Here is a 20,236-nt window from a genome sequence, read left to right as displayed (position 1 = left end):
CATAAACTGTTTATTCCATAAACATTATGCGTGTTAAACATTGGTCTAGGGGGGCAGGCAAGCCTATGCACGGTGATGACAGTAACGGCATCGATTACTCGATGCTGCAGTCGCGGCTCGGCTACAAGCTGAGGCGCGCCCAGATGGTCTATTTCGACGTCTTCTTCGAGGCCTGTGCCCAGGAGGGCATCACCCCGGGGCTGTTCAGCATCCTGGCGATCATCTATCACAACCCGGGCCTGACCCAGACGGCGGTCTCGGTGGCCCTGGACGTGGACCGGTCGGCCATGGTGGCGGCCATCGATAAGCTGGAAGGCATGGAGGTGGTGGAACGGCGCAAGTCGAAGAACGACCGCCGCTCCTACGCCCTCTACCTGACGGAGCGGGGCAAGGCCTTCACCGAGCGCCTCAACCGCAAGGTGGTGGCCGGGGAAGAGGCCTTCACCACCTTTATGAAGGACGGTGAGCAGGAATGGCTGTTGGATCTCCTCGACCGGATCATTCGGGCCCGCAAGGATAGCTGATCCCCGCGACGAAGGGGAGCGAGGCCCACGACCAAGCTCCCGAGCCCTTACGCGGCCCGGGACCAGGGGGTTATCGTCGGCCTATTCCAGGGACTCGTAGGGCAGCCCCACGTAGTTCTCGGCGATGGTGGTCAGCCCCGCCTCGGAACTGGTCACATAGTCCAGCTCGGCCTGCTGCATGCGCGTGGCGAAGTCCTCCTCCTCGGAGAACTTGTGCAGCATCGAGGTCATCCACCAGGAGAAGCGCTCGGCCTTCCAGATGCGCTTGAGGCAGGTCTCGGAGTAACGCGGTATCAGGTCGGTGCGCCCTTCCCGATAGACCTTGACCAGCAGCCGATAGAGGGTGTTGACGTCGCTGGCGGCGAGGTTGAGCCCCTTGGCGCCGGTGGGCGGCACGATATGCGCGGCGTCCCCCACCAGGAACAGGCGGCCGTATTGCATCGGCTCGACCACGAAGCTGCGCAGCGGCGCGATGCTCTTCTCCAGCGACGGCCCGGTGACCAGTTGCCGGGCCGTCTCCTCGGGCAGGCGCCGCTTGAGCTCCTCCCAGAAGCGCGCATCGGACCAGTCTTCCACCTTTTCCTCCAGGGAGACCTGGAGGTAGTAGCGGCTGCGGGTCGCCGAGCGCATGCTGCACAGGGCGAAGCCGCGCTCATGACGGGCGTAGATCAGCTCGTCGGCCACCGGCGGGGTGTCGGCGAGCAGGCCCAGCCAGCCGAAGGGGTAGACCCGTTCGAACGCCTTGATGCGCTCGGCGGGGATCGAGCGGCGCGACACACCGTGGAAGCCGTCACAGCCGGCCACATAGTCGCAGTCGAGGCGCTGGGTCTCGCCGTCCTTCTCGAAGGTCACATAGGGCTTGGCATCGGGGTGGTCGCTCTCCAGGTCATGCGGCTGGACATTCGCGGCCTCGTAGATCGTCGTGCCGCCGATCGCCTCGCGGGCCGCCATCAGGTCGCGGGTCACCTCGGTCTGGCCATAGACCATCACCGTCTTGCCACCGGTCAGGCCGGCCAGGTCGATGCGCACCCGGCGGTTGTCGAAGGCCAGCTCGACGCCATCGTGGGGCAGGCCCTCGGCGTCCATGCGTTCGGCGACCCCGGCCTCGCGCAGCAGATCGACCATGCCCTGCTCCAGGACCCCGGCGCGGATCCGGCCCAGCACGTATTCGCCGCTCTGGCGCTCGAGGATGACGTTGTCGATGCCCTGGCGGCTCAGCAACTGGCCGAGCAGCAGGCCCGAGGGCCCGGCACCGATGATGGCGACCTGTGTCTTCATGGGAAGTACCTCTCTCTGGGGACGCCGATTCCCCTACCCGCCCGGCGAGGGCAGATGGCGATCTCCACCCCGGCGCGACACTCGCCTTGCTGCCCGGTGAAGGCGGATCACCGGCGACGCTCGCCGCCGGACCACGCCGCGTCGCCGCGGCGACACATCAGAACGCCTTGGTCAGTTGCAGGCGTAGCATATCGCCCTCGGGGATCACCCCGCTGCTGCCCGCCTCGGTGTCGTACTCATGGTAGGCCGCACCCTTCAGCCCCAGGCCGAGCTGTGGCCAGAAGTACCCGGCCTCCAGCCCCACGGCATGGCGCTCCGCCCTGTCCCCGCTGGCCGCCCCACTGTCGGACTCCAGTTGCCAGGCATCGTAGCCCACCAGCCCCAGTTCCAGGCCGTTGGCCAAGCGATGGCCGAGGCCCCACTCCAGTAGCCAGCTGTCGCCGGGGGTGATCCCGGTCTCGTCCTGTTCGGTCTTGATCTCGTAGCGGGAGAGCGCCGAGACATTCCAGGTCCGGGCGGCATCGAAATGCCACATGCCGCCCAGGGTCAGCATGGTGGTGCCGAAGCCCTTGCCCACCGAGGCCGGATTGCCGGGATCGAAGTCGGCGCTATCGAACCAGTGCCCCGCGGCGAAGGTCGCGTCCCACTGCTGGCCATGCCAGCCCAGGATCACGGGGCCGACGAAGACGTCGCCGATGCCGTCGTCGGTGAAGCGCTGGCCCCCGGCGATATCCAGATCGAGCTCGATATCGAGCATCGGGATCACCACCTCCATCCCGTAGTCGGCCCCCAGGAAGCGCTGCTCGGTGATCCAGATCAGTCGATGGGTCAGGGCCGTGACGCCACCGCTGTTGCGTCCGGGAAGGCTGTCCCCCGCCGCGTCGTTAAGGTTGTCGATATCGTAGTGGAGCAGGTAACCGCGATAGTAGATGCCCGCGGGCGGGAGCGCTGCGGCGCTCAGGCCCTCGATACCGGGGGGATAGTGACCATTGGCCGCCAACGCCGGAAGCGGCATGACCAAGGCAACTGCCAGGGAAAGGGTTCTGGTCGCAAACGCATGCATCGGGCGTCTCCTGTCGTGTACCTTGAGATCGGCGGCCGGGTCCCTATCGCTCAGAACGGGTAGCCACGCGGTTCGTGCTGCACACTAATCCATTGATCGGTGGTGAACTCCTCGATGGCCCAGTCGCCATTGAAACGCCCCAGCCCCGAGTTCTTCTCGCCACCGAAGGCCACATGCGCCTCGTCATTGACCGGCATGTCGTTGATATGAGTCATGCCCGCCCGAATTCCCTGGGCGAAGCGCAGGCCCCGGGACAGGTCACCACAGAACACGGCACTGGAGAGGCCGTACTCGGTGGCATTGGCCAGCTCCAGGGCATGGGCCTCGTCGCGGGCCTTCTGGATACCCACCAGGGGACCGAAGATCTCTTCGCGGCTGATCTCCATCTCCGGCGTCACCTCACCGAACACATGGGGCGGCACCAGTTGACCGCGAATCTCGCCGTCGAGCAGCACGCTGGCGCCTTCGCGCCTGGCGGTGGCGATCTTCTCTTCCAGGCCTTCACGCTGTTGCACATTGATCACCGGCCCGACCACGGTGGCCATCTCGTTCGGATCGCCCACCGACAGCCCCTTGACCTTCTCCACGAAGCGCTTCACGAAGTCGTCGTAACGGCTCTCGTCGACGATGATGCGGTTGATCGCCATGCAGATCTGCCCCTGGTGCAGGAACTTGCCCATGGCCGCGGCATTCACCGCCTGCTCCAGGTCGGCATCGTCCAGCACCACGAAGGGGCTGTTGCCGCCCAGCTCCAGGGCGACCTTCTTGATGTGCTCCCCGCCGCTGGCGATACGCCCGATCCCACGTCCCACCTGGGTCGAGCCGGTGAAGGAGATCAGCCGCGGCACCGGATGAGCGACGAAGGCATCACCGATCTCGCTGCCGGCGCCCACCACCACGCTGAGCAGCCCCTTGGGCAGCCCCGCCTCCTCGAAGATCTTGGCCAGCAACAGGCCGCCGGTGACCGGGGTATCGCTGGCCGGCTTGACCACCACCGCATTGCCCAGCGCCAGGGCCGGGGCCACGGAGCGCTGGGAGAGGTGCAACGGGAAGTTCCAGGGGCTGATGACGCCCACCACGCCCAGCGGCTTGCGGTAGATGCGGTTCTCCTTGCCCGGCACATTGGAGGCCAGGGTCATGCCATGGACCCGCCCCGGCATGCTGGCGGCCTCCTGGGTGATGCCACGGGCGGCGCCCCACTCCACATTGGCCTTGAGCCGGGTGCTGCCGGACTCGCGAATCAGCCAGTCGATGATCTCCTCCTTGCGGACATCGAAGATGCCGACAACCCGCTGCATCAGGGCGGCGCGCTCCGCCGGCGGCGCCGCCGCCCAGGCCACCTGGGCCCGCTCGGCGGCCGCGAAGGCCGCGTCGAGATCGTCGCGGGTGGCGAGCCGAAGGCTCAGCAGTTCGCTGCCGTCATAGGGGTTGGTCACCCGGTTGACGCGCTCGCCGCTCCCCTCGCGCCACTCCCCGGCGAGGGGCTGGAGATGAAAATCGCGATACGCTTGGCTCATGTATGGCTCTCCTGTTCACAGGGGGTTCAGAGACGAATACCCGACTTGCCGGGCGCCAGGATGCCGTTCGGATCCAGGGCTCGCTTCAGGGTGCGATGGACGTCGCGCAGCGGCTGCCCGAAGGTCTCGGCCACCTGATCCATGAACTCGGTATTGGTGCGGTAGATCCCGTAGCCCCGCGCCCCGAACTCGTTGACCAGCTCGGAGAAGCAGTCGTGGGCCCGCTGGGTCTCCTCGGGGTCCTGGCGGTCATAGAGCAGGTCGATGATATGGTGCATATCACGCCAGCCGACGATGTACTCGGCGACATAGTCGAAGCCGTACTTCTCCAGGATGCGCTGCGCCAGTTCGGTCTGGTCGCGGGTCTCGTCGCCCTTGGCCTGTGAGACCGGAGCGAACCACATGGAGCCGCCGCCGCCCCGCCAGTTGTAGAGACCGAACTCCTGGAGGTTCATGTCACCCTTCATCAGCGCGGCGCGATAATTGAAGGAGCCCGAGGCCTGTTCCGCCTCGTCACCATAGAACAGTCGCGCCTTGCCGCTCTGGCCGAAGGCCTGCTCGATGATTCGCCAGTTGACCTCGATCTGCTCGGGGGTCCCGTAAAGCGCCGCGTAGATATTCCATTCGCCGATCCCCTGATCCTGCTTGATGGCCTCGATGGCCTCACGGGGAATCGTGCCCGTGCCGTCATAGTATTCTCGGCGGGTCTTGTGAGACGCGACATCCCACAGGGTATGGGCGATGACCACGGCGTTGGGGATGATCTGGCTGATACGCAGCGGGCGCATGATCTCGACGATCTCGTGAATATCCTCCGGGTCGGGATACTGAATCAGGAAGGGGCGATAGGCCGGCGGTTCGGGCATCAGCCAGAAGCCCATCTTGGTGACGATGCCGTAGTTGGATTGCGTGAAGAGGCCGTCAATATAGGGTCCGTAGCCCCACTTGAAGACCTGCCAGGAGCTGGAGTTCGGGATCCCGCCCATGCCGGTACGGACCACCTCGCCATTGGCCAGCACGACCTCCATGCCACACTGAAACATGAAGTGCTCGCCGTAGGGGGTATAGCCCACGCCGCGATCCAGCGTATTGCCCACCGGGCCGGCGATGGCCGAGGGCGCCGGCGGATCGAGCCACAGCTTGAGGTCATGCTCCTGAATGTAATCATAGAGTTGCTGATAGGTGACCCCCGGCTCGACCAGGGCCGTACAGACCTCGGGGTCCACCTCGATGATCCGATTCATCAGGTGCAGGTCGAGGATCACCTGCCCGGTCTCACCAGGGGCCGCGGAGCCATAGCCCAGGTTCTTGCCGGTCGAGATGGTCCAGATCGGAATCCGGTACTCGTTGCACACCCCGACGATGGCCTGAATCTGTTCCGTGTCGGTGGCCAGCAGGGCCGCCGAGGGAAGGTAGTCATCGTCATCGGAAGCCATCATGACCTTGGTGTAGGGGGCGAGACGATCGCTCTCGATCAACACATGCTCGGCGCCGACGATGTCGCGGAAACGCGCCAGGGCGGCGTCGAAATCGGCCTCGGAAACATTCGGGGGAAGAATACGCTGTTCGGTGCTCATGCAGTTGCCTCTCGCTGAGGGGAATCGGGAAGGGTCATACCCGGACCAGGAAGCTGACCTCTCCGGGCCGGGCCAGGGCACCGCTCGCGCTATGCAGGCGATGAACCGCTCGCTCGCGGCGCCGGGTCAGGGCCAGGCGGGCATACTCGCGCCCCAATGCCGCCTGCCACGCCTCACCCTCCAGGGACGCCGCCAGGGGGCCGCGATGACTCCTCAGGTCGTGGTATCCCGGTCGGTGGCGCCCCACGGCCAGGAAGCTCCCGCGACCGGCCAACAGGCTGGTCAACAGCACCAGTCCCGCCTCATCGGTAAAGCCGGCGATCAGGCGATGTCGCGGCAACGCGGCCAGGGACAGCGGATCGAGCCGCCCCTGATAGCGAGGCGCCCAGCCCCGCTCGCGAAACCCCAGGCCGAGCTCGCTGGCCGAGTGCTGGGCCCCATAGAGCAGGACCTCCCCCGCGTTCGGCGCCCCGCCACTCCCTGCCGTCCCCGCCAGGGCGGTGCCGACCGTGAGGGGCATGGACCCTCCCAACCACAGGCCGTGCTTCAGCAACTGTCGACGTGTCAGCTTCATGGCCTCACTCCTCCGACGCGGCAAAGTCGCCGCTCATCAGCGCCGTGATCAGGGCATCGAGCTCGGCGTCACTGATTTCGCTGTGCCGGAAGGCCGGCATGGCGGCCCGACCGTTGCGCACGATGCCACGCATGTAATTGCCCCACGCCTCCTGCCCCCCCTCGGGGATGGCCAGCATGACGGTGGCCGGCCCCACGGCCTCCGCCGTGGCGTGGCAGTGCGCGCAGATCTGGCGGAATACCTCGGTGGGCTCGCGCTCCTCGCCGCTGGCCAGGGAAGAGAGCGTCAGCAGGAGGGCGCCCGTCAGGACTGGCGGAGTCACTCGAGAAGCGCGGCGCCGGAATGGCGCCATGACGGTTGTCTTGTGCATGTCGATGTCACCCGTTGATCGTCATTGAAAGGGGCTCGCGAGACCGAACTCTCCCCCCGGGACAGCCGTCTCGGCGCACTCCGGCGCCAAGGGCACGGCCGGTCGCCGGCGTTACGCATCAGGTTAGTCGGAAGTAGCGATTCTCGCCGGAGAGAGGCGACGAAAACGGCCCCGCCGAGGCGGGGCCGAAAGGACCGAGACAATGCATCGACAGCGGGGAGATCAGGGCATCGCCAGCCCCAGGATCTCCCGGGCCTGCTGCCAACTGGCCACCGGCCGCTCATAGCGCTCGCACAGCGCCACGACGCCCTCCACCAGCGCGGCATTGGACGGGGCCAGGGTATGGCGGTCGAGACGCACATTGTCCTCGAGGCCGGTACGCGTGTGCCCGCCCGCGGCGATGGACCACTCGTTGAGCAACCGCTGGTTGGCGCCGATGCCGGCGCCACACCACTGGGCATCCGGAGCCAGCCGCTTCAGCGTCTCGATATAGAAGTCGAAGGTCGGCCTGTCGGCGGGCATGGCGTTCTTGACGCCCATCACGAACTGGACGTAGAGGGGCGCCTTGAAGCGTCCTTCCCGCAGCAGGCTCACCGCCTGGTGGATATGCGACAGATCGAACGCCTCGATCTCCGGCTTGATGTCGTATTTCCGCATCTCGTCGGCGAGCCACTCCACCAGTTGCGGCGGGTTCTCATAGACCCGGGAGGGGAAGTTGTTGGAGCCCACCGCCAGGCTGGCCATGTCGGGCCTGAGCCGAAGCATGCCGCCGCGCTCCTGGCCGGCCCCGGAGCGCCCGCCAGTGGAGAACTGCACGATCATTCCCGGGCAATGCCTGCGCAGCCCCTCCAGCAGCCTGGCGAACGCCTCCGGCTCGGAGGTCGACGTCTGATCCGGGTTGCGCACATGGCAGTGCACGATAGAGGCGCCGGCCTCGAAGGCCGCCTGGGTGCTTTCGATCTGCTCCTCGACGCTGATGGGAACCGCCGGGTTGTTCTCCTTGCGCGGCAGACTGCCGGTGATGGCGACGCAGATAATGCAGGGACTGGACATGGGACCTCTCTTCTTATCGCAACGATAAGCGGATGCCGCTGGCTAGCGATCAAGCCGGACCGCCGGGCGGTACCGTCAACGCCGAACGCCGCCCTAGGGGATAGGACGGCGCGACGGGCGGATACCGGGAAGGCGGACCCGGGGCCTAGAAATCGAAGAACACCGTCTCGCCCTCGCCCTGCAGGCGGATATCGAAGCGGTAGCGTACCTTGCCGTCGACCTCCTCACGCGTGGCGATCAGCGTCTGACGACGCGCCGGCGACTCGATGGCACTCAGCACCGGGCAGGCGGCGTTGGCCTCGGCCTCGTCCTCGAAATAGAGGCGGGTCTGCAGCTGGATATTGATGCCCCGGGCGAAAATCGCCAGGTTGATATGCGGGGCCATCACCTTGCCGTCGCCGCGGGTCACCGCGCCGGGCTTGATGGTGGTCAGCGACCACTCGCTGCCACCCTCGGCGGTGGTGGCGGTGCGCCCGAAACCGTTGAACGGCTGCTCGAGATCGAACTCGGGACGATACACGCCCCGGCTGTCCGCCTGCCAGGCCTCGAGCAGGGCGTCGCGCACCAGGTCGCCGTTGCCGTCGATGACGGTGCCGATCACCTCGATGAGCTCGCCCTCGGCTTCGGGCCTGGCCATGCGGTTCCAGAGTTCCTCGTCACGCTCGGGCAGGCCGGCCACGTGCAGGGCCAGGCCGATATGCACGTAGGGACCGGCGGTCTGAGAGGCGGTCTCGCGCAGCATCAGCTCGGCGGTGGGGGTCGAATTGGGCTGTTTCATGGTAATCCCCTGATCCTGTATCACTGATTCTCGAAATAGGTCTGCAGTTCGCCGCGCACCACCAGGTCGAAGCGATACGCCAGGCAGTCCATGGGCCTGCCACGCGCCATGTCGAGGCGGCCGATCATGGTCTCGACGGCCTCGGCGTCGTTGAGGGTCTGCACGATGGGGCAGATCGGGATCAGCGGGTCGCCCTCGAAATACATCTGGGTGACCAGGCGGGTGGAGATCGCCGGGCCCATCACCGAGACATGGATATGCGCCGGGCGCCAGGTGTTGATGCCGTTGCCCCAGGGATAGGGACCGGGCTTGATGGTGCGGAAGCGGTACCAGCCGTCCTCGTCGGTGAGGCAGCGCCCCACCCCGCCGAAGTTGGGGTCCAGCGGCGCCAGGTAGGCATCCTTCTTGTGGCGGTAGCGGCCGCCGGCATTGGCCTGCCACATCTCCACCAGGGTGTGCGGCACCGGCTTGCCGAACTGATCGACCACTCGACCGAACATCAGGATGCGCTCGCCCACCGGCAGCCCGGCCGCCCCTGACAACGCGGGATCTTCACGATAGTTCAGCAGCAGGTCATTGTCGTGGGGCCCCATGCGCAGGTGGCGGAAATCCGGGCCGGTCAGCTCGGAGGCGCTGGGCTTCTGCAGGCTGACCAGCGCCTGACTGGGGGAGCGGGCCACGGAGGTCTTGTAACCGGGCGTGTAGGCGGCGGGGTGCCAGTTACGGTCGCGCTCCACGAAGCGCTTGTTATCGTCTTGCATATCGGCTCGTCTCTGCGGATCAGGGAGTTGTCCCGATTCAGTGTGGCGCCCCGCCGCCAAACTGCCAATTGACGTCTCGCCCCACCTCCATAACCCCTGGGTTATGCCCTGATCGCCCCCGTCGCCACTTCGCGCAGGGTCTCGCAGAAGGCCTCCAGGGCCAGGGAGGGACGCAGGCTGGCGTTGGTGCACAGCCCCACCGAACCGCCCTGGCGCTCGAGGGCCAGGGAGAGCTCGCACAGTTCGCCCCGGGCCAGGGCATCGGCCACCGCTTCCTCCGGCGCCACCCAGATGGCGTCGCTGGCCAGGGCATAACCGCGGCTCAGCGGCAATGAGAGGGTCTCGAGCAGTCGCGACGGAAGTGACAGGGCATGGCGCACACAGAAGCTGTCCACCTGCTGACGCAGGGTGGTCTGGGGGGGCGGCAGCACCCAGGGGTGATCGGTCAGTGCCTCGGCCGCCAGGGGATCCACCCCGGCCAGCGGATGGCCGGCGCGGACGACCAACAGCAAGCGCTCGTAGTAGAGGTGCTCGAAGGCCAGGTCGTGGATCTCGCGGGCCTCGGTCATGCGCCCCACCACCAGGTCCAGCTCGCCGCGGCGCAGCCGCGAGAGCAGGAAGGCGCTGGGACCGGTGACCACGTTGACTCCCACCTCGCCGTAGGGCGAGCCGTTGCCGTGCCAACGCTGCAGCGCCTCGGGCAAGAGCCGGCTCTCCACCGTGGAGAGCGCCCCCACCCGCAGCCAGCGCGTGTCACGATGGCTATCGCCGATCGCCCCCACGCCCTCCTCCAGGGCGCGCAGCGCGGGCCCGGCGTGGCGAAGCAGGGTCAGGCCCGCCTGGGTCAGCGCCACCCCCTGGGGGGTGCGCTCGAAGAGGCCGGTACCGAGGATCTCCTCGAGCTCGCGGATGGTCTTGGACACCCCGGGCTGGGTGATCGCCAGGCGCTCGGCGGCCCGAGCGAAGCTGCGCTGGCGAGCCACCTCGAGGAAGGCCTGCAGATGACGCAGCTTGATGCGGGAATTGAGCATTCAGGCCTCTTGCGGGCGGACGGCGAGCAGCCGGGGGGTACCGGCCATGGCCACCAGACAGATCAACAGGGTCGGCAGGAAGGCCAGCGCCACGCTGCCCGAGAGGTCGCTGAGCCAGCCGCCCACCACGGTGATGGCGAAGACCAGAAGATAACCGAAGAACAGCATGCCGGCCATCAGTCGTGGCAAGGCCTCGAGGCGCACCAGCCAGGCCGGCAGCGCCAGCACGAAGATAAACAGCGCGCTGGTGAAGAAACCGAACACCCCGGCGGCCCAGACCACGGCGCCGCCGGGCAGCCAGAGCATCAGCGGCAGCGCCAGCAGGGCCAGGGCGGTGATGCCGATCAAGGGCGCGGCGCGCCCCATCAGACGATCGGCGCAGAAAATCAGCAGCGCCGAGGAGAGCATCTGGGCGCCGTTGAGGGCGGTCAGGCTGGGCGCCAGCAGGGACAATCGCTCGCTCTCCTCGAGCAGTGGCGGCAGGAAGACATTACCGGTGAAATAGAGCGCCGCCGCGGCACCGAGCAGGGCCGCCAGGCCCCACATGCGGCCGTCGTGGCGGTCCGGCAGGGTCAGGCCGGCGGCCCGGGAGCCAGCGGCCAGGGCCGGCAGGCGACGGCCACCCACGACGAGCGCCAGCATCAGCAGTGGCACCGGCGCGACCCATAGGGCGAAGGCCCACTGCCACTGGGCGCCCAGCCAGGCGGCCACCAGCGGGCCGGTGGCCCCGGCGGCCAGCAGTTCGCCGACCAGCAGGCCATTGGTATAGACTGCCGAGGCGCGGCCGATACGCTCCGGCGCCCACAGCTTGGCGAGCATGGGCATCGCCGCCTGCATCAGGGCGATACCGCCGCCCATCAACAGGGTCGCCAGCATAAAGGGCAGGAAGCCCTCGGGCAGGCTGCGCAGGCCGCTGCCGATCGCCATCACCGCCAGGCCGCCCAGCATGCAGCTGCGTACCCCGAGCCGGGCCAGCAGCCAGCCCGCCGCCAACCCGCCTAGCGCCAGGGTCACCAGCGGCAGGCTGGTGGCGATGGCCACCTCACCGCCGCTGAAGCCGAGCACCGCCTTGAGCTGAGGAATCAGCGGCGGCACCACCAGCACCGTCAGGCGCAGATAGAGCCCCAGGCCCCACAACAGGCCATAGGTCAGCAGGGCCCGCCGCAGGCCGTCTGAGGATGTCATGGTCGCCGCGTCCTGGTTCATGCCCTCTCTCCACCAGTGTCCAGAAAACCGAAGCCGGCACATCGGCCGGCTTCGGTATCATGCCATGAGGCATGCTTTGTTAGCATTCTAACAAAGGTCTAGTCTTGCTTCCCGCCCCAACCCAGCTCCTTGGCCAGCGCGAAGGCGTGGTTGGCCGCCGGCACCCCGCCGTAGATGGCCACGTGCATCAGCACCTGGCGCAGCTCCGCCTCGCTGAGGCCGATACGCTTGGCGGTCTTGAGGTGCAGCTCGAGCTCCTCGCGCCCCAGGGCGGCGAGGATGCCGGTGGTGATCATGCTGCGCTCGCGACGGGTGAGGTCGTCGTTGCTCCACAGCTCGCCCCAGGCCAGGCGAGTGATCATCTGCTGGAAGGGTGCATCCAGGCTGGTGGCGTTGTCGGTGGAACGCGCCACATGGGCCTCGCCCAGCACCTGCTTGCGGGTCGCCAGGCCGGTAGCGTAGTCCACGCCATGGGCGCCCACCTCGCCCAGGTCCACCGCCAGGGTCGCCAGCAGCGTCTCGGCGAACCGCGCCGGCACCTCCACGGAGGGCACATGGCCCACGCCGTCGAGGATCGTCAGCGGCGCCCCATCGAGCTCGCCAGACAGGGCCTCGAGAGTCGCCGGCGGGGTCGCCAGGTCCTCGCTGCCGCCCAGCAGTTGCACCTTGACGCCCTTCCCACTGAGCTTGCCGGTAAAGGCGTGGCCGCCGAGCATCTCGCAGAGCTTGGCGTAGGCCTCGTCGTCGCCGCGGCCCATCTGGGTCATCCAGCCGGGCTTGAGGGCCGGCTCGGCCTCGAAGCAGGCCGGGGCGAACCAGCGCGGCACGATCTCGCCGCTCATCGCCGCCAGGCCTTCCTCGCGCACGCGAGCGGCGCGGGTGTCCCAGAGTTCCGCGGTGCCGATCACCGCCCCGGTATTGGTGAGCGTCGCGGAGGCGAGCCGCTCGGCATGCTCGGCGATCAGCTGCTGGCCGACCACCCCGCCGATGGAGGTGCCGACGAAGTGGAAGCGTTCGGCGCCGGCCTGATCGGCCAGGGCCAGGGCCTCGGCGGCCAGGTCGGCCGGGGCGATGGCGCCCTCGCCCCAGGCCTGGCTGGCGCCGTGGCCGGGCAGGTCCCAGGTCAGCACCCGATAGCGGGGCAGCAGCGCCGGCAGGATGTCGTCCCACACCGCCTGGGTCATGCCCAGCGGATGGGCCAGCACCACCAGGGGGTTGGCCTGGGCGCCGAGCAGGCGATAGGCCACGCTGCGGCCCTTGATAGTCAGAAATGCCATGATCTCTCTCCGTGTGTGACAACGGACAAGGCCGGCGACATCATATCACCGGCCCTGCATTCAACCTTCGGTCTCGCTCAGACCCGCTCGATCAGCGTCGCGATACCCTGCCCCACCCCCACGCACATGGTGCACAGGGCGTAGCGCTTGCCGCTCTTCTGCAGCTCATGGGCGGCGGTCAGCAGCAGGCGGGCGCCGGACATGCCCAGCGGGTGACCCAGGGCGATGGCGCCGCCGTTGGGATTGACCCGGGGGTCGTCGTCGTCGAGGCCCAGGTCACGCATGCAGGCCAGGGCCTGGGCGGCGAAGGCCTCGTTGAGCTCGATGACGTCGATCTCGTCCATCGACACCCCGGTGCGCTCGAGCAGCTTGTTGACCGCGGGCACCGGGCCATAGCCCATGATCCGCGGCTCGACGCCGGCGGTGGCCATGCCGAGGATCTTGGCCATGGGCGTCAGGCCGTGCTTCTCCACCGCCGCGGCACTGGCCACCAGCATGGCGGCGGCGCCGTCGTTGACCCCGGAGGCGTTACCGGCGGTGACGCTGCCACCCTCGCGGAAGGGCGTCGCCAGGCCGGCGAGCTTGTCGAGAGTGGTTTCCCGCGGGTGCTCGTCGCGATCGAAGAGCAGCGGCTCCTGCTTGCGCCGGGGGATCTCGATGGCGGTGATCTCCTCGGCGAAGCGTCCGGCCTGTTGAGCGGCGGCGGCCTTCTGCTGGGAGCGCAGGGCGAAGGCGTCCTGATCCTCGCGGGCGATCTTGAACCGCTCGGCGACGTTCTCGGCGGTCTCCGGCATGGAGTCGACGCCATAGGCCTTCTTCATCAGCGGGTTGATAAAACGCCAGCCGATGGTGGTGTCCTCGATCTTCTGGCCCCGGGAGAAGGCGCTATCGGCCTTGCCCATCACATAGGGGGCCCGGGACATGGACTCCACGCCGCCGGCCAGCGCCAGCTCCATCTCGCCGGCCTTGATAGCGCGGAAGGCGGTGCCCACCGCGTCCATGCCGGAACCACAGAGGCGGTTCAGCGTCGTGCCGGGTACCGAGGTGGGCAGGCCGGCCAGCAGCGCGGACATCCGCGCCACGCTGCGGTTGTCCTCGCCGGCCTGGTTGGCGCAGCCCATGAAGACATCCTCGATGGCCGCCGGGTCGAGGCTCGGGGCCTCGGCGAGTACCGCCTTGAAGATGCTCGCGGCCAGGTCGTCGGGGCGCACGCTGGAGAGGGTGCCGCCGAAGCGGCCGATGGCGCTGCGCCGCGGATGGCAGAGATAAACGTCGGTCATATGGCTCTCCTGCTCGGCTTACTGGCCGCTATGGGCACGGGCGGTGCGGTCCTTGAGATCCCGCAGGATCTCGAGCTCCTTGGCGCTGGGCTCCGGGGTGCTCTCCAGGGTCTCGGCGAAGCGAAGCTCCCAGCCGGTGGCCTCCTGAACCTGCTCGGCGGTGACGCCCGGATGCAGGGAGACCACCACCAGTTCCTTGGTCTCGGGGTCGGGCTTCATCACGCACAGGTCGGTGATCACCCGGGTCGGGCCCTTGCCGATATTGGGCACGCCGTCGCGGCCCTTGCCGTCGCGGCCGAAGCCCAGGGTGGTGACGAAGTCGACCTTGTCGACGAAGGCCCGCTTGGAGTGCTTCAGGGTGATAAACACCTCGCCGGCATTGGTCGCGATTTCGGGTGCACCGCCGCCCCCCGGCAGGCGCACCTTGGGCTCGCGGTAGTCGCCGATCAGGGTGGTGTTGAGGTTGCAGTAGCGGTCGATCTGGGCGGTGCCCAGGAAGCCCACGTTGATCTTGCCGCCCTGCAGCCAGTAGCGGAACATCTCCGGCACCGCGACGGTGGTCAGGGCGGTCTCGGCCAGCTCGCCGTCGCCGATGGACAGCGGCAGCACGTCGGGCTTGGTCTGCAGGGTGCCGGATTCGTAGATCAGCACCACGTCCGGGGCATGGGTCAGGCGCGCCAGGTTGGCGGCCTCACTGGGCAAGCCGATGCCGACGAAGCAGGTCATGCCGTTTTCCAGGGCGCGGGCGGCGGTGACGGTCATCATCTCCGCGGAGGTGTAATCGAGGCTCATCAGGCGTTCCCCCCTGCATTCATGACGTTCTCTTCGATCCAGGCCGTGAAGGCGTCGCGATCCCGGGCGATGGCGTCCCACTCCTTGTAGAAGGCGTTGTTGCGCGGGTAGTAGCCGTGGGCATAGGAGGGCAGCGAGCCCTTCTCGGCCACGGCGATGGCGGTGATCGCCCAGCCGGGGATGATGCAGGCGTTGGGGTGATAATCCGGCTCGGCGCGCAGGTCCTCGACGATCTCCTCGACGGTGACGATGCTCTGCTTGGCCGCCAGCACCGCCTCCTTCTGCACCCCGACGATGCCTTCCACCAGCACGTTGCCGGCGCGATCGGCCTTCTGGGCGTGGACGATGGAGACGTCCGGGCGCACCGAGGGCACCGCCGCCAGGCGCTCGCCGGTGAAGGGGCACTCGATGAACTTGATCTGGTCGTTGACGCTGGGCAGCTCGCTGCCCACATAGCCGCGCAGCACCGCCAGCGGCAGTCCCGCCGCGCCGGCCTCGAAGGCGCAGGCCATGGCGGCGTGGCTGTGCTCGAGGATCTCGACCTTGCGTGGCCAGCCCTTCTCCACGGCGTCGCGCAGGCGGTGCAGGGAGCCCACACCGGGGTTGCCACCCCAGGAGAAGATCACCTTCCTGGCGCAGCCGGCACCGATCAACTGGTCATAGACCAGGTCGGGGGTCATGCGGATCAGGGTCAGGTCACGCTTGCCCTGGCGGATCACCTCGTGACCCGCGGCGAAGGGAATCAAGTGGGTAAAGCCCTCCATGGCTACGGTGGCGCCGTCTTGGACGTAGCGCGCGACCGCATCATGCAGGCTCAGGAACTCGGCCATGGGATCTCCTCCTGGCGGTGGCTCTCGATAAAGTTCGAGCAACGAACATTGATTTGCTATACGAACAACGTAACCCCGAAGCGCCTCGCCGTCAAATTCCACCAGCCGGAAACGAAAAAGGGGAAGCCATGCTTCCCCTCCTGGGTTTCCTTTAAAAAATATCTATATTTCAGACGATTACTCGTCTTCCAGCCAGGTGATAGCGCGCCGCACCTGTCGCTTGCTACTACCAAGGTATAAGGCGGGGTTCGTGGCCCGGGCCAGGGCCTCGGGGGGCACCCGGCCCTGCACTTCCGGATGACTCGCGAGCACCTCGGCGTAGGCCTTGCCCTGCTGCCGCGCCGTCTCGGCGGCCTCGGCGCTGACCTGTTTAGCGGCCTCCTGTCCCAGTATAGGCGCCAGCAGCTTGGCGACCGGCTCGGCCATGATGCCGCCGCCGGTGGCCGCCAGGTTGCGGCGCATCGCCTCGGGGTGCACCTCCAGCCCCTCGAGCAGTACCGCGGCCTGCTCCAGGGCGCCTTCGAGCAGCAGGGCGCTGTCAATCAGCGGCGCCCATTCGGCGTGCCATTCGCCGAGGCCCCGCTCCAGTGGCTGGGCCGCGGCGTTGAGCAGCACCGTGGTATGGCCATGCACCTGGCGGGCCGCCCCGCGGATCAAGGCGCAGCGTACCGGGTTGCGCTTGTGGGGCATGGAGGAGGACTCGCCCATGCCGGGCGCGGCGGGCTCGGCCACCTCGCCCACCTCGGTCTGGGTCAGCAGGGCCACGTCCAGGGCCAGCTTCTCGGCGGCCCCCGCCACCGCATCCAGGGCCGTGCCCAGGGCATGGATCGGCTGGCGGTCGGTATGCCAGGGCAGCACCGGGGCACTCAGCCCGAGTCGCTCGGCGAGGGCATCCATAAAGTCGAGCCCCAGGTCGTCCCAGCCCGAATGCACCCCCACGGCGCCGCCGAACTGCAGCGGCAGCTCGACGGTGGCCAGGCGGCGGCGCGCCTGCTCCAGGCCGATGGCCCAGTGGGCCACCTTGACGCCGAAGGTGATCGGCAATGCCTGCTGCATCAGGGTGCGCCCCACCATCACGGTCTCGTCGTGGGCGGCCATCAGCGCCGTGGCGGCGGCCCGGCAGCGCACCAGCAGGGCGTCCAGGGCCGCCAGGCGCGGCTTGAGCAGCAGCATCAGGGCCGTGTCCACCACGTCCTGGCTGGTGGCCCCCTGGTGGAAATAGCGCTTCAACTCGTCGGGCAGGGCAGAGCGGGCCTGCTTGACGAAGGGGATGGCCGCATTACCGCCGCTGGCGATACCGGCGGCGATGGTCTGGCCATCGAAGGCATGCGCCTCGAGGAGGTCGCGCATTTCCCCGCTCGCCCCCTCGGGCACGGCGCCGCACGCCTCCTGGACCTCGGCCAGGGCCAGCTCGAAGGCCAGCATGGCGGCGATCATGGCGTCGGCGTTGCACTCGGCCAGGGCCGCTTGACTCATAAAGGGGTGCTGAAGCAGGGGGGCGGGCATAGGGTTCTCCTGGGACCAGGGGCCGGTCGGCGCGGCTTACCGACCAAAGCCTTAATCCGTACAAGTGTTCGTAATTCGAACACTATGCTAGATTGAAGAGCAGACCCTGAGCAACATCACCGAGTACAACGATGGGATGGCAATGATCGCAGAGGAAGAGGCTCTCAGCACCGACGACCGGGACTTCGTTACCGCCCTGGCCAGCGGCCTGGAGGTGATTCTGGCCTTCGACGAGAGCCAGCCGCGCATGACGCTGAGCGAGGTGGCGGCGCGCACCGGCATGAACCGTGCCCGCGCCCGGCGCTTCCTGTTGACCCTGCATGCTCTGGGCTATATGCGCAAGCAGGGGCGAAACTTCGAGCTGGCACCGCGGGTGTTGCAACTGGGCTATGCCTTTCTCTCCGCCAATGACTATCGTAGCGTGATTCAGCAGGTCCTGGAGGATATCACCGCCGAATGCAGCGAATCCTCCTCCCTGGCGGTGCTGGATGGCGATGACGTCATCTATGTGGCACGCTCCGCGGCCCGCCACCGGCTGATGGCCATCACTCTCTCGGTGGGTACCCGCCTGCCCGCCGCCCATACCGCCATGGGGCGGGCCCTGCTGGCCCAACTGCCGGACGCCGAGCTCGACGCCTACCTGGCCCGGGTGGAGCTAAGCCGCCATACCGACAAGACCATCACCGACAAGGCCGCGCTGAGGAAGTGCATCCGCAAGGTACGCCAACAGGGCTACGCCCTCGCCGACCAGGAACTCGACTCCGGGCTGCGCTCGCTGGCGGTACCCGCCTTCGACGCCAACGGCAGGCTGCTCGGGGCCATCAATATCAGCACCAACGCCGCCCGGGTCGACCTCGACACCCTGATGACAGAGTATCTGCCACTGCTGCAGCGCAAGGCCCGCGAGATTCGTGCCACCATCAGCTGAGAGATGCATCTTCCTGAACATAGTTCTAGAATAACCATTTTGGATAGCGAGATATCACCATGGCGGCCAGCCTGATCGAACGCACCCTGGGGGTGCTGGAAGCCCTCTCCGAAGACGCCAACGGCCTGCCACTGCTGGTGGTTGCCGAACGGCTGGGCATTCCCAAGAGCGCGGCACACCGTATCTGCCACGAGCTGATCCGGCTGGGCCATGTGCGCCAGGATCCCATCAGCCAGCGCTACCAGCTCACCACGCGGCTGGTGGCCCTCAGCTTTCGTTACCTCTCCAGCACCGGGGCCAGCGATATCGTCCAGCCTATTCTCGACCGCCTGGCCGAAGAGAGCGGCGAGCTGGTGCGCCTCTCGGTGATCGAGGGCAGCCGCTTGACCTGGATCGCCAAGGCTCAGGGCGCGCGCAGCGGGCTGCGCTACGACCCGGACATGGGCAAGGAGGCGCCGCTGTTCTGTACCGCCAGCGGCCACGCCTGGCTGGCCGCGCTCAGCGACGAGGAGGCCCTCGCCCTGGTGGATACTCAGGGCATGGAGACCGACCACCCGCTGGGACCCAATGCCCCGCGCAGCAAGGAAGCACTGCTCGAGCACCTGCACCAGGCCCGCAAACGCGGCTACAGCTGGACCCACGACAGCATGGGCCCGGGTACCGCCGCCATGGCGGCCCTGGTGCGCCATCCCCTGGATGGCCATCCCCAGGGGGTGCTGAGCATCGCCGGCCCCAGCGTGCGCCTCGATGCCGAGCGGGTGAAGGCGCTGGGGCAGGCGCTGGTGACCGCCGCCGAGGAGCTCTCCCAGGCCACCCCCACCTCGCGACTCTTTACCTGATTCATTCTCTACGACAGGCGCGGCTCCCTCGGCCCGATCGTGTCGCCACGCATGGAGGCCGGCATGCTCGAGATCCTGGTGATCACGACACCGATATTCCTTTTGATCGGCGCCGGCTACCTGGCCATGGCGACCCGGTTGCTGACCCGGGAGCAAATACAGGGCATCGGCACCTTCGTGCTCTACTTTGCCCTGCCGGCGCTGGTGATCCGCGCCTTGACCCAGACCCCCCTCGACGAGGTTCTCCAGTTCCACTACCTGCTGGCCTACGGCCTCGGCTCGGCGGCGGTGTTCGCCTGCGCCCTGCTACTGACCCTGGCCCTGCAGCGCAAGCCGCTCGGCGAAGGCGCCATCCATGCCCTGGGCATGTCCGCCTCCAACAGCGGCTTTATCGGCTATCCGGTGGCCGCCATGGTGCTGGGCAGCTCCCCGGCGGCGGTCTTCCTGGCCCTTAATATGGTGATCGAGAATCTGCTGATCATCCCGGCGGCGCTGATCCTCGCCGAGGCGGGACGCCAGAGCGGTGCCGGACTCGTCGCGGTCACCCGCAAGACCCTCGCCCGACTGATCCGCAACCCTATCCTGATCGGCCTGGCTCTCGGTCTGCTGCTGGCGCTGACCGAGACGACGTTACCCCGCCCCCTGGCCCAGGTCATCGATATGCTGGCGGGCGCCTCCGGCCCGGCGGCGCTGTTCGTGATCGGTGGCACCCTCTATGGACTCCAGGTAGGCGGCATGCTGGGGAACGTAGGGCAGATCGTGGCCGGCAAGCTGATCCTCCATCCCCTGGCGGTGTTCGGGGTCTTCCTGCTGATGCCCGAAGCGGACCCGATGCTGCTGGCGGGGGCCCTGCTGTTCGCCTGCGCGCCCATGGTCAGCATCTACCCGCTGCTCGGCCAACGCTATGGCATGGCCGGGGTCGGTGCCGCCGCCCTGATGGTCGGCACCCTCGCCGCCTTCGTGACCCTGAGCCTGGCCATCGGACTGATGAAGGCCTACGGCCTGCTGCCCAGCGGCTAACAACCATTATCTGCGCCTTAACGATTGGGTGT

General features: G+C 67.5%; 20 protein-coding genes. 4 read left to right on the top strand and 16 right to left on the bottom strand.

Annotation, left to right across the window (positions count from 1 at the left end; genetic code table 11):
• Nucleotides 1-65: 65 nt before the first annotated feature.
• Nucleotides 66-524: a MarR family winged helix-turn-helix transcriptional regulator gene (locus tag ACQ1W9_RS02310; RefSeq protein ID WP_431025129.1), complete on the top strand. Its 459-nt coding sequence runs from the start codon at nt 66-68 to the stop codon at nt 522-524.
• Nucleotides 525-605: 81 nt separating this feature from the next.
• Here the strand turns inward: ACQ1W9_RS02310 and pobA are convergent, their stop codons facing one another.
• The 16 genes from pobA to ACQ1W9_RS02230 form a co-directional block, all read right to left on the bottom strand.
• On the bottom strand, nt 606-1,802 hold the full coding sequence (gene pobA / locus ACQ1W9_RS02305; protein WP_431025128.1) for a 4-hydroxybenzoate 3-monooxygenase: 1,197 nt from the start codon (nt 1,800-1,802) through the stop codon (nt 606-608).
• A 157-nt stretch (nt 1,803-1,959) separates the two neighbouring features.
• On the bottom strand, nt 1,960-2,865 hold the full coding sequence (locus ACQ1W9_RS02300) for a SphA family protein (protein WP_431025127.1): 906 nt from the start codon (nt 2,863-2,865) through the stop codon (nt 1,960-1,962).
• 50 nt (nt 2,866-2,915) lie between these two features.
• The gene (locus ACQ1W9_RS02295) at nt 2,916-4,382 is read right to left on the bottom strand and encodes an aldehyde dehydrogenase family protein (RefSeq protein WP_431025126.1); all 1,467 of its coding nucleotides are present in this window, start codon (nt 4,380-4,382) and stop codon (nt 2,916-2,918) included.
• A 26-nt stretch (nt 4,383-4,408) separates the two neighbouring features.
• Nucleotides 4,409-5,959: an FAD-binding oxidoreductase gene (locus ACQ1W9_RS02290; RefSeq protein WP_431025125.1), complete on the bottom strand. Its 1,551-nt coding sequence runs from the start codon at nt 5,957-5,959 to the stop codon at nt 4,409-4,411.
• A 34-nt stretch (nt 5,960-5,993) separates the two neighbouring features.
• The gene (locus tag ACQ1W9_RS02285; protein WP_431025124.1) at nt 5,994-6,533 is read right to left on the bottom strand and encodes a hypothetical protein; all 540 of its coding nucleotides are present in this window, start codon (nt 6,531-6,533) and stop codon (nt 5,994-5,996) included.
• 4 nt (nt 6,534-6,537) lie between these two features.
• Entirely contained in the window at nt 6,538-6,903 is a 366-nt protein-coding gene (locus ACQ1W9_RS02280; RefSeq protein WP_431025123.1) for a c-type cytochrome, read from the bottom strand.
• Between the two features lie 222 nt (nt 6,904-7,125).
• Nucleotides 7,126-7,956 carry a 3-keto-5-aminohexanoate cleavage protein gene (locus tag ACQ1W9_RS02275; RefSeq protein ID WP_431025122.1) on the bottom strand — a complete coding sequence of 277 codons (831 nt, stop codon included), beginning with the start codon at nt 7,954-7,956 and terminating at the stop codon, nt 7,126-7,128.
• A 145-nt stretch (nt 7,957-8,101) separates the two neighbouring features.
• Complete coding sequence (pcaG, locus tag ACQ1W9_RS02270; RefSeq protein WP_431025121.1) at nt 8,102-8,734, bottom strand: protocatechuate 3,4-dioxygenase subunit alpha; 633 nt, start codon at nt 8,732-8,734, stop codon at nt 8,102-8,104.
• A gap of 20 nt (nt 8,735-8,754) precedes the next feature.
• Nucleotides 8,755-9,495, bottom strand: a complete 741-nt coding sequence (gene pcaH, locus ACQ1W9_RS02265; protein WP_431025120.1) for a protocatechuate 3,4-dioxygenase subunit beta — start codon at nt 9,493-9,495, stop codon at nt 8,755-8,757.
• A 101-nt stretch (nt 9,496-9,596) separates the two neighbouring features.
• Nucleotides 9,597-10,526 carry a pca operon transcription factor PcaQ gene (pcaQ, locus tag ACQ1W9_RS02260; RefSeq protein WP_431025119.1) on the bottom strand — a complete coding sequence of 310 codons (930 nt, stop codon included), beginning with the start codon at nt 10,524-10,526 and terminating at the stop codon, nt 9,597-9,599.
• Nucleotides 10,527-11,711 (bottom strand): CynX/NimT family MFS transporter, encoded by a 1,185-nt coding sequence (locus ACQ1W9_RS02255; RefSeq protein ID WP_431025118.1) that lies wholly within the window; start codon nt 11,709-11,711, stop codon nt 10,527-10,529.
• 119 nt (nt 11,712-11,830) lie between these two features.
• Nucleotides 11,831-13,009, bottom strand: coding sequence for an alpha/beta fold hydrolase (locus ACQ1W9_RS02250; RefSeq protein ID WP_431025117.1), 1,179 nt, complete (start codon nt 13,007-13,009; stop codon nt 11,831-11,833).
• Between the two features lie 77 nt (nt 13,010-13,086).
• Nucleotides 13,087-14,289, bottom strand: coding sequence for a 3-oxoadipyl-CoA thiolase (gene pcaF / locus ACQ1W9_RS02245; protein WP_431025116.1), 1,203 nt, complete (start codon nt 14,287-14,289; stop codon nt 13,087-13,089).
• Between the two features lie 18 nt (nt 14,290-14,307).
• The gene (locus tag ACQ1W9_RS02240; RefSeq protein WP_431025115.1) at nt 14,308-15,081 is read right to left on the bottom strand and encodes a CoA-transferase subunit beta; all 774 of its coding nucleotides are present in this window, start codon (nt 15,079-15,081) and stop codon (nt 14,308-14,310) included.
• Nucleotides 15,081-15,911 carry a CoA transferase subunit A gene (locus tag ACQ1W9_RS02235; RefSeq protein WP_431025114.1) on the bottom strand — a complete coding sequence of 277 codons (831 nt, stop codon included), beginning with the start codon at nt 15,909-15,911 and terminating at the stop codon, nt 15,081-15,083. The genes ACQ1W9_RS02240 and ACQ1W9_RS02235 overlap by 1 nt, the downstream gene beginning before the upstream one ends.
• Nucleotides 15,912-16,088: 177 nt before the next feature.
• On the bottom strand, nt 16,089-17,417 hold the full coding sequence (locus ACQ1W9_RS02230) for a class-II fumarase/aspartase family protein (protein WP_431025113.1): 1,329 nt from the start codon (nt 17,415-17,417) through the stop codon (nt 16,089-16,091).
• A gap of 142 nt (nt 17,418-17,559) precedes the next feature.
• Here ACQ1W9_RS02230 and ACQ1W9_RS02225 point away from each other — a divergent pair, with 142 nt between their 5' ends.
• From ACQ1W9_RS02225 to ACQ1W9_RS02215, 3 genes are all read left to right on the top strand, one after another.
• The gene (locus ACQ1W9_RS02225; protein ID WP_431025112.1) at nt 17,560-18,345 is read left to right on the top strand and encodes an IclR family transcriptional regulator domain-containing protein; all 786 of its coding nucleotides are present in this window, start codon (nt 17,560-17,562) and stop codon (nt 18,343-18,345) included.
• 59 nt (nt 18,346-18,404) lie between these two features.
• Complete coding sequence (locus ACQ1W9_RS02220) at nt 18,405-19,184, top strand: IclR family transcriptional regulator (protein WP_431025111.1); 780 nt, start codon at nt 18,405-18,407, stop codon at nt 19,182-19,184.
• A gap of 63 nt (nt 19,185-19,247) precedes the next feature.
• The gene (locus tag ACQ1W9_RS02215; protein WP_431025110.1) at nt 19,248-20,204 is read left to right on the top strand and encodes an AEC family transporter; all 957 of its coding nucleotides are present in this window, start codon (nt 19,248-19,250) and stop codon (nt 20,202-20,204) included.
• Nucleotides 20,205-20,236: the final 32 nt, after the last annotated feature.

This window comes from Halomonas sp. H5 (assembly GCF_050613175.1).
GTDB lineage: Bacteria > Pseudomonadota > Gammaproteobacteria > Pseudomonadales > Halomonadaceae > Bisbaumannia > Bisbaumannia salifodinae.
This window is presented reverse-complemented; position numbering and strand designations above follow the sequence as displayed.